The sequence below is a fragment of the Bremerella cremea genome (assembly GCF_003335505.1).
Taxonomy (GTDB): domain Bacteria; phylum Planctomycetota; class Planctomycetia; order Pirellulales; family Pirellulaceae; genus Bremerella; species Bremerella cremea_A.
This window is the reverse complement of the sequence record NZ_QPEX01000033.1, coordinates 154,835-163,513: the sequence shown is the minus strand read 5'-3', so window position 1 is coordinate 163,513 and position 8,679 is coordinate 154,835. Positions and strand designations below refer to the sequence as shown.

Below are 8,679 nucleotides of genomic sequence, written 5' to 3'. Positions count from 1 at the left end.
GAAATTGCATCGTTTTTAGGCGACAAAGCTTTGTTCGTTGCGTTACTCGTCAAGCGACAAGCAACTCAATCAAACAGCACTTCGTCACACAAAATGCCATCTACCAACCAAATTGTCAAAGATCAAATCGCACTTCGTTTGGGAAGTGAGTTTTCCCTGTCAAGGTCTTACCCTCAACTGGAAGGACGCAATGTATCACCGCCGGGGCCCTGTTGTCAAACGGGGGTGGCGGGAAATTGAGCGGCAAAAATCAAAATGATCTGTAACGTGGTGCCTGGTAATGTGTTAGGGCGATGAAAAACTTTCGGGAATGTCTCGGGAACTTGCTTGAGGACAATAGCGGAGCGGTCTTTTCTGCTAGTTGCTCACTGTTATTTGAGTAGGTATCCATCGCTGAATCGGAACTGGAACTCCTTTTCCGTCACGTTCAGTCCAAATACGCCCGCTTTGAGCGCTGTTGGAAAGGTGCAATCACGCTCAATTGCTTGTTGCCACTTCTTCCCGTCGTCGGAGGCAGACATGCGAAGTGTGTTTCCTCTTCGTTCGACGCGAATCCAAATTGGTTCGTCTTTCATGCGGAAGTACCCACCTCCGACATGTTTTCCGTTTTCAAACTGTTCGCAACTTAGGTAAACGGCGTTCTTTTCAGCACTTGCCGAACGTGTCCAGCGCAGGAAGTTGTTTTCGTCGTGCCAAATCACGATTCCTGCGGCGACATAACTGCGATTTCCATTGGCTCCACTGTCCGCTTCAGGGCGTGGGAAGTCCTTTACGCGGACTTCATAGAGGAAGTCAGCTTCCACAGATTGCCAAACCCGAGGTGCATTCACGGTATCCATGGTGGGGTTCAGTTGATGAATGCCAGCGGGGATGGTTAGCTGGATTCCATCTGGCAGAGGGTCGACTGGACAGTCGCCGACCGGATCTACCAGCTCTCCCCAGCCAGGGAATTCCTGGGCGGCCAAGGGGCTGCAAAAGAACGCGAGGAGAAGTGGCATGACTAGGCTGGATTTTGTGCGGCAGTATATGTGCATGTCGTCTTATGCGTCTTAAGTGCTGTCTGTGTAAGGGGATAAACGTTGGTTGTTGGTTGCTATTCGCCTTGTTCCTGGCGTTTTTCGGTCAGCAGATAGGCATCTTCAAAACGGAATTCGACATCCCTATCAGTCACGTTGAGACCAAAAACGCCAACGTGCAGGCTCTTGGAGTAGTCGCATTGTCGGTCTAAGAGTTTTTTCCAGCCGTTTGTGTCGTACGTAGCCCACATACGTATCCGGTCTCCTCTTCGTTCAACTCGCAGGGAAACAGGTTTGTCTTCAAGGGGAAAGTTGCCACCGCCAACGATGGCGTTGTTTTTGTATTGCTCGCAACTCAAATAGATCTGATTGGCCTCGCCACTGGCCGAACGTGTCCAACGCAATAGATTGCCTTCGTCCTGCCACACAAGCAGTCCGCTAGCGATGTAGCTTTGATGCCCATTGGCTCCGGTGTTTGCCTGGGGCCGGGGAAAATCAAGCATTCGGGCCTCAAACAGAAAATCACCAGTAACTTCCTGCCAGATACGGGGAGCATTCGTTTGGCGTAAGTAAGGGTTCATGTCGTGTATGCCCGCAGGCACTTCCATGGTGATGCCCGATTTGGTGATATCGACCGGACAATTGCCTACCGGATCGACGAAGGTCCCCCAGCCTGGGATATCCTCAGCGATGAGGAGTGAGGCAAAGAGGCTGCAGATTGTCAGACTCAGCATGAAGCGCAGGTGCATGAAGGGACTCCTTCTGAAATACAAAAAGAACACAAAACTACCGCAGGTCATCTTGGCCCGATTCTAACATCCCCCCTAAAATTCACAGCTATTCATGATGAGCCTTGCGACATCCCAGCAAGCGGCGGCGATGCTCAAAAGCCTGCCGCAATGTTTTGAGCAGAACGAGTCGTTTCAGCAGGTACTTCAAGCCCTGAACCAAGGGAATGATGTCTCGCTGGAAGGAGTCTGGGGGTCAGCGTGCGCGCTAGTGGCTGCTGCGATTCGTGCGGAAGTCACGTCCCCGATTGTGTTGATCGCTCCTCATTTGAGTGAAATCGACAAGCTGGCCGATGCTTTGCCGCTGTTCACCGATACCGAGGTTGCCTCTTTTCCGGCTTGGGAATCGTCGCCGGACGAACGCAGATTGCACGACGAGATTTACGCAGCGAGACTGCGGATCTTAAAGCAACTGGTCTACGACCAATGTCCAGCGTTACTGGTTACTTCGATCGAGAGTTTGATTCAGCCGGTTCCCGGTCAAGAGAACATTCGTGCCAACAGTCGTCGTTTAGAGATCGGGCAACGGCTGGAACCTGAAGAACTAGCGAAATGGTTGCTGACGCATAAATATCATTCGACTAGCGCGGTCGAATTACCTGGTGAGTTTTCGCTCCGCGGCGGAATTTTGGATGTTTTCGCCCCTGATTGGAATGGTCCGGTTCGCGTCGAGCTGTTTGGGGATGAGATCGAATCGATTCGTGAAATCGACATAGAAACACAGCGTAGTGTCGAAGCATTAAAGCAAATCGACATAACGGCGCTGCGGCACTCGCGAGATTATCAAGGCAGTTTTGTCGATTACTTGCCAGCGGACACGGTCTTTTTGCTGATCGAACCTGATCAGATGAAGCAAACTGCAGACGACTATCTCAAACGTGTTGACGATGTGCGTGATGCGTTTGAGTTCGCAGAAACGATCGCTCGGCTAAACGCATTTCGCAAAGTATCGTTGGCGGGAATCTCCAGTGGTTCTTTTAACGTAACGGCGAATCTGAACTTCGAGTCGGTTGAGCAGTTCAGTGGCGATATCGAGCGGGTGCGTGGTGAACTTGATGTCGTAAGCCAAAGCTTAGATGTCATCATTGTCTGCCGCATGGAGGCCGAAGTCGAACGGCTGCGCGAAATTTTGGATGCCACCGAGGTCGCCAAGTCGGGGCGGCTGCATTATGTGCTTGGGGTGCTGCACCAAGGGTTTCGTTTTCGCGAAGGTCGCTTGGTGCTGATTAGTGGCGACGAAATCTTTCACCGGGGGGCCATACACCGGACGAAGACACGACGCCTAGGAAAGGTGATCGATAGTTTTCTCGACTTGAAGAAGGGAGACCTTGTCGTTCACCTTGGGCATGGAATTGGACGGTATCGCGGGCTGCGGCTCATTGATAAGCAGGGGAGTGCTGAAGAACATTTGGTCCTTGAGTTTCATGGCGAAACGAAGATCTTTGTCCCGGCCTCGAAAATCGATCTGGTCCAGAAGTACGTCGGAGGAAGTAAAACGCGTCCTCCCTTGGCCCGCATCGGTGGTGTGGTCTGGAAAAAGCAGAAGGAGAACGTCGAGAAGGCAGTAAAAGATCTGGCGGCTGACCTGCTACATGTTCAAGCAGAGCGGAAAAGTCGCCCAGGTATTGCTTTCGCGGAAGATACCCACTGGCAATATGAGTTCGACGCCTCGTTTCCCTATCAGGAAACGGACGATCAGCTCTTGGCGATTTCAGCGATCAAGCAAGATATGCTGCAGCCGAGACCAATGGACCGTCTGTTATGCGGTGACGTTGGTTTTGGAAAGACCGAGGTTGCCATGCGGGCAGCTTTCAAAGCCGTAGATAACGGATACCAGGTGGCCGTACTCGTGCCAACGACAATCTTGGCCGAGCAGCACTATAAAAGCTTCCGCGAGCGGATGGCGGAGTTTCCTTTTTCGATCGCGCGTTTAAGCCGCTTTGGCACTGCGAAAGAGCAACGGGAAGTGATTAAGGGCCTGAAGGACGGAACCGTTGATGTCGTAATCGGGACGCATCGCCTGGCCTCGAAAGATGTCGTCTTTCAAAACCTAGGTGTGGTGGTCATCGACGAAGAGCAGCGGTTCGGTGTGGAAGTTAAGGAACGCTTGAAGCAGTTGCGTACGACCGTTGATGTCCTGACGATGACCGCCACACCCATCCCGCGGACACTTCATATGTCGTTAGTGGGTGTCCGCGATATTAGCAATTTAGAAACGGCTCCGAAGGACCGCATTGCAGTCGAAACCAAAGTTTCTCGCTGGAGTGACGAGTTAATTCGCCACGCGGTCTTGCGTGAGTTGAACCGTGGTGGGCAGGTTTACTTTGTGCATAACCGGGTACAGGACATTCAAGTCGTTGCGGCCAAGTTGCAGCATATCGTACCAGAAGCAAAAATCGGAATCGGTCACGGGCAGATGGCCGAAGGGGCGCTCGAACAGGTCATGGTCGATTTTATTGAGGGGAAATTCGACTTGCTGCTGGCGACGACGATCATCGAGAGCGGGCTCGATATTCCAAATGCGAATACGATCTTTGTTGACGAGGCTGACCGATATGGCTTGGCCGATTTGCATCAACTGCGAGGCAGAGTCGGGCGATCGCATCATCGTGGTTATTGTTACATGCTCTTAGAGCCAGCCAAGCATCTTACGCCAATTGCTAGCAAACGCTTGCATGCCATCGAAGAGTTCAGCCACATGGGGGCTGGCTTCGCGATTTCTATGCGAGACCTGGAAATCCGGGGCGCGGGGAACATTCTCGGCACTCAGCAAAGTGGACATATTGCCACCGTTGGTTACGAGCTTTATTGCCAACTGCTGGAAAGTGCCGTACGGCGGTTGCAAAAATTACCTCCGAAATTATCGATTGACGTCGACATCGATCTGCCGGTGGAAGCCTACCTGCCGGATGATTATGTCAGTGATATGCGGCAAAAAATTGACTTGTATCGACGAATGACGCGGATTGCGTCCGATGACGATCTAAATCAGATACGAGAAGAACTTCGCGACCGTTTTGGTTCGCCGCCGGAAGTTGTGGACGAGTTGTTGCGACTCGTTACGTTGAAGTTAGATGCTGCTTTCTGGCAAGTGTCTTCGATTTATATCGAAGAGGAAGTCGATCAAACTTTTCTGGTGTTCGTATATACAAATAGGTCGCGTATCGAACAGCTAGCAAAGCTGCGAGGGAAAAAGCTGCGCATTGTGGATGACTCAAAAGCATACATTCCGCTGCCCGATTCCAGCATGGATGGCTCAAAGTTGCTCGATTTTGCCAGACTGATGTTGCAGCCAAGTTAACTGCGTTTCTATACTCCGCCGGCTTTTTTCTCGCGCGAAATGTGGCAGGACGCCACTGCCTGAAGGTTTGCTCATGGATGGGACTTCAAACAACGTGATCTCAGCAACGCATTTGACAAACAAATCGGTCCGGTCTCGTATCGTTCTTGCCGGCCTCGTTGTGGGAGCATGCTTGGTCTTACCATCTGCGGCAAACGCACAGTTCGGTTGGCCTTCTCGGTGGAATCCTTGGAAACAGGAGGCGACTGCAGAAGCAACGCCTCCCGATCCGTTTGCAGAGCGACGTGGCGCTGGCCAGCCGCAGTATCGCATGGCCAATGTGCCAGCGAGACCGACGCAAACGCAACCGACTGGCTATTCGCCACCTAATTCGCAAGCCTACGGTCAAGGCACGATGGGATCGAACATGGGAATGGCACCTCCTGCCGGGGCTGGCTATCCAGCAGCCTATCCTGCCGCTGTATCCCAAGGGGCTACTTATCCGGCTCAAACGAACAGCTACCCTGCGACCGGGGTCTATCCCTCGACGGGGAACAATTCAGCCTACGGGTACGAACCAGCTGCAGGGCAGTTTTCAGGCTATTCTGCTCCGCAAAATCAAATGCCAGCGGCTAATGATGCGCCTGCGATGCCGGCCAGCTATCCAAACACACAAATGGTTTCGCCAGGTTATTCAGCACCAGCTGAAGTTGCCCATGTCGCGAATCTTCCGCAGCAAACGCCCGCTGTCGACGAGAACGATCTATTTAAACCGGCACGAATTGTTGCCATCGTGAATGGCGAGCCTATCCTGGCTGGTGACGTGCTTGGCCCTGTGAATCAAATAATTAAGCAAAAGTTGGAGTCGCTGACAGAAGAACAGTTGGCCAGCGTGCGCGAAGATGACATCGAGAAATTTAAAGAGCAAGCCCTCAAGCAAATGTTGCCTGGCATGATCGATGTCAAGATTGTCTACCTCGAATTTCTCCGTAATGTGCCGCAAGATCGTCGTGCCGACATGCAGCAGATGCTGGACAAGAACTACTACGAGCATCAGCTGGAATCGGACCTAAAGGAAGCTGGAGTACAGTCCCGGGCCGAATTCGATATGAAACTGCGGGAAACGGGAAGCTCGTTAGAAAAGAAGAAGCAACGTTACGTTGAACAAGTCGTGGCCTATCAACAGATTCAGCGGCACGTCCGGAGCGACGAAGAAGTCACCCATCAGCAAATGCTTGACTTTTACAGCGAGCATTCCAGCGACTACGAGAAGCCTGCCCGGGCCAAGTGGGAGCAGTTAATGGTGAAGTTCTCAGAGTTTCCAAATCGGCAAGCTGCCTGGGAAGCAATGGCCGCGATGGGAAACCGCGTGTTACGCGGGGCTCCGCTAGATGCGGTGGCTAAACGTGAATCGCAAGGAATTCGTGCTTCTCGGGGTGGCCAATACGATTGGACTAGTAAAGGGAGCCTTAAGAATGAAACGGTCGATCAAGCAATCTTTACGCTGCCGGTAGGCGAGTTGAGCCCAATTATTGAATCCCAAGAGGGCTTTCATATTGTTCGCGTGGTCGAGCGAGAAGAGGAAGGAATGGTCCCCTTCACCGAAGCTCAGGTCGAAATCAAAGAGCAAATTAAGAAGCAGCGGAAACAAAAAGCCACCGAAGCGTACATTCAGGAAGTGAAAGCGAAGGCACAGGTTTGGACCATTTTCGACGAAGAGAATCAGAACACACCACCCAGGTAGCTGGTATGGCGGCATGAAAAGATGCTGTAATTATCAGATTTTGCCACGCTTCCCCCCAAGATTCTAGTTTTCTGGCAGGGCTTAGCCGCGAAGAATTTAGCGAGCATACCGATTTTCGGTAGCACGGCTAAGATAAGTGGTACTTATGCGGTATGATTCCGGAGTACCGCCTATTTTGTTGGCCTCTACAATCGAGTAAAGTAGCGGTCAAAAGATAACATTCAGAGTTTACTTCCGCGCCGACTACTCGCAGCATCGACCTTCTGCCGATGCGTCCATCTCCGCGGAAATGCTGCCCGGCAAGCCTGTCGGGATAAACTGCGCACGCCCCTGTGAGGAAGTCTGCATGTCCGAGAATGCCAAGCTTATCATCGAAGGTAATGAGATCGAACTGCCGGTTGTTGAAGGAACCGAGCATGAGAAGGCGGTCGACATCTCGAAGTTGCGAGCCTCGACCAACTTCATCACCTTGGACGAAGGTTACGTCAACACTGGGTCAACCACCAGCGCAATCACCTATTTAGATGGTGAAGTTGGGATTTTACGTTACCGTGGCTATCCCATCGAAGATTTGGCCGCCAATTGCGACTTCGTGGAAGTGATGTTCTTGCTGATTTACGGCGAGCTTCCCACTGAAGAGCAAATCACCAACTTCCGCAATTCGATTCGTCGCCACACGATGCTGCACGAGGATATGCGGTCGTTTTACGATGGCTTTCCACGCGATGCTCATCCGATGGCGATTTTGTCGAGCGTGGTGAGCGCTTTGTCGACGTTCTATCAAGATTCGCTCGACCCACACGACCCAGAGCAAGTGGAAGTTTCGATCCATCGGTTGTTGGCCAAACTACCGACGATTGCGGCCTATAGCTACAAGAAGTCTTTCGGTCAGCCGTTCATTTATCCTCAGAACGATCTATCTTACTGCGAGAACTTCTTGCAGATGATGTTCGCTGTGCCAAGCGAACCATTTCATGTTGATCCGGACTTTGTCGATGCCCTCAACCTGCTGTTGATTGTGCATGCCGATCACGAACAGAACTGCAGCACTTCCACTGTGCGAATGGTGGGATCGGCCGATGCGAACTTATTTGCATCGATCTCAGCAGGGATCAGTGCTTTGTGGGGACCGCTGCATGGCGGTGCCAACGAAGCTGTGGTGAACATGCTGGAAGAAATCATCGAAAATGGTGGCGACGTCGATAAGTATGTCGAACTAGCCAAGGATAAGAAGAGCAAAGTCCGCTTAATGGGCTTTGGACATCGTGTTTATAAGAACTTCGATCCGCGAGCGACGATCATCAAAAAAGCTTGCGATCGGCTGCTCGACAAGTTGGATATCAAGGATCCCTTGTTCGAGGTGGCGCAAAAGCTGGAATACGCGGCGTTAAACGATGAATACTTTGTCGAACGTAAGCTCTATCCCAACGTCGACTTCTATTCCGGCGTGATCTATCGAGCCATCGGAATTCCGGTTCAGATGTTCACGGTGTTGTTTGCGATGGGACGTCTGCCAGGGTGGATTGCTCACTGGAGAGAAATGCACGGCTCGCCGACTAAACGGATTTGCCGACCTCGCCAGGTTTACACTGGTCAACAGAAACGGGAGTTTGTCCCGATCGAAAAACGATAGACGCTAGACTTGCTATCACTTCTTACATGGCGCGGACATCTTCGTGTCCGCGCTCGGAGCCGGTAACTTGAGCCGTGGCGGCGATTTTTTCTGATAACTGCTGCGATAGCGTCAGCGTATCCGGAAAAGTTTACCTAAATCCGCGAACTTTCGGTCTTCTCTTACGGATGTTCGTGAGGTTGTGTCGATAAATACCCTCGTACGCCCTCAGTCTACGG

The 8,679-nt window shown here is 51.8% G+C and carries 6 protein-coding genes; 4 read left to right on the top strand and 2 right to left on the bottom strand.

Annotation, left to right across the window (positions count from 1 at the left end; translation table 11 throughout):
• Positions 1-240 (top strand): hypothetical protein (locus DTL42_RS26635; RefSeq protein WP_214608590.1); only part of this gene is annotated, 240 nt, incomplete at its 5' end.
• A gap of 131 nt (positions 241-371) precedes the next feature.
• On the opposite strand, the gene DTL42_RS16825 is transcribed toward DTL42_RS26635, so the two are convergent.
• Complete coding sequence (locus tag DTL42_RS16825; RefSeq protein WP_158545434.1) at positions 372-998, bottom strand: DUF1349 domain-containing protein; 627 nt, start codon at positions 996-998, stop codon at positions 372-374.
• A gap of 95 nt (positions 999-1,093) precedes the next feature.
• The gene (locus DTL42_RS16820; RefSeq protein ID WP_114370043.1) at positions 1,094-1,765 is read right to left on the bottom strand and encodes a hypothetical protein; all 672 of its coding nucleotides are present in this window, start codon (positions 1,763-1,765) and stop codon (positions 1,094-1,096) included.
• A 94-nt stretch (positions 1,766-1,859) separates the two neighbouring features.
• Between DTL42_RS16820 and mfd the strand changes: the two genes are divergently transcribed.
• From mfd to DTL42_RS16805, 3 genes are all read left to right on the top strand, one after another.
• On the top strand, positions 1,860-5,105 hold the full coding sequence (mfd, locus tag DTL42_RS16815) for a transcription-repair coupling factor (RefSeq protein ID WP_234824241.1): 3,246 nt from the start codon (positions 1,860-1,862) through the stop codon (positions 5,103-5,105).
• 172 nt (positions 5,106-5,277) lie between these two features.
• Complete coding sequence (locus DTL42_RS16810; protein ID WP_158545433.1) at positions 5,278-6,828, top strand: peptidylprolyl isomerase; 1,551 nt, start codon at positions 5,278-5,280, stop codon at positions 6,826-6,828.
• Positions 6,829-7,174: 346 nt separating this feature from the next.
• On the top strand, positions 7,175-8,461 hold the full coding sequence (locus tag DTL42_RS16805) for a citrate synthase (protein ID WP_114370039.1): 1,287 nt from the start codon (positions 7,175-7,177) through the stop codon (positions 8,459-8,461).
• Positions 8,462-8,679: the final 218 nt, after the last annotated feature.

Coding starts and splice junctions, on each gene's coding strand:
- DTL42_RS16825 (WP_158545434.1), bottom strand. CDS start 998: ATGCCACTTCTCCTCGCGTTCTTTTGCAGCCCCTTGGCCGCCCAGGAA.
- DTL42_RS16820 (WP_114370043.1), bottom strand. CDS start 1,765: ATGCACCTGCGCTTCATGCTGAGTCTGACAATCTGCAGCCTCTTTGCC.
- mfd (WP_234824241.1), top strand. CDS start 1,860: ATGATGAGCCTTGCGACATCCCAGCAAGCGGCGGCGATGCTCAAAAGC.
- DTL42_RS16805 (WP_114370039.1), top strand. CDS start 7,175: ATGTCCGAGAATGCCAAGCTTATCATCGAAGGTAATGAGATCGAACTG.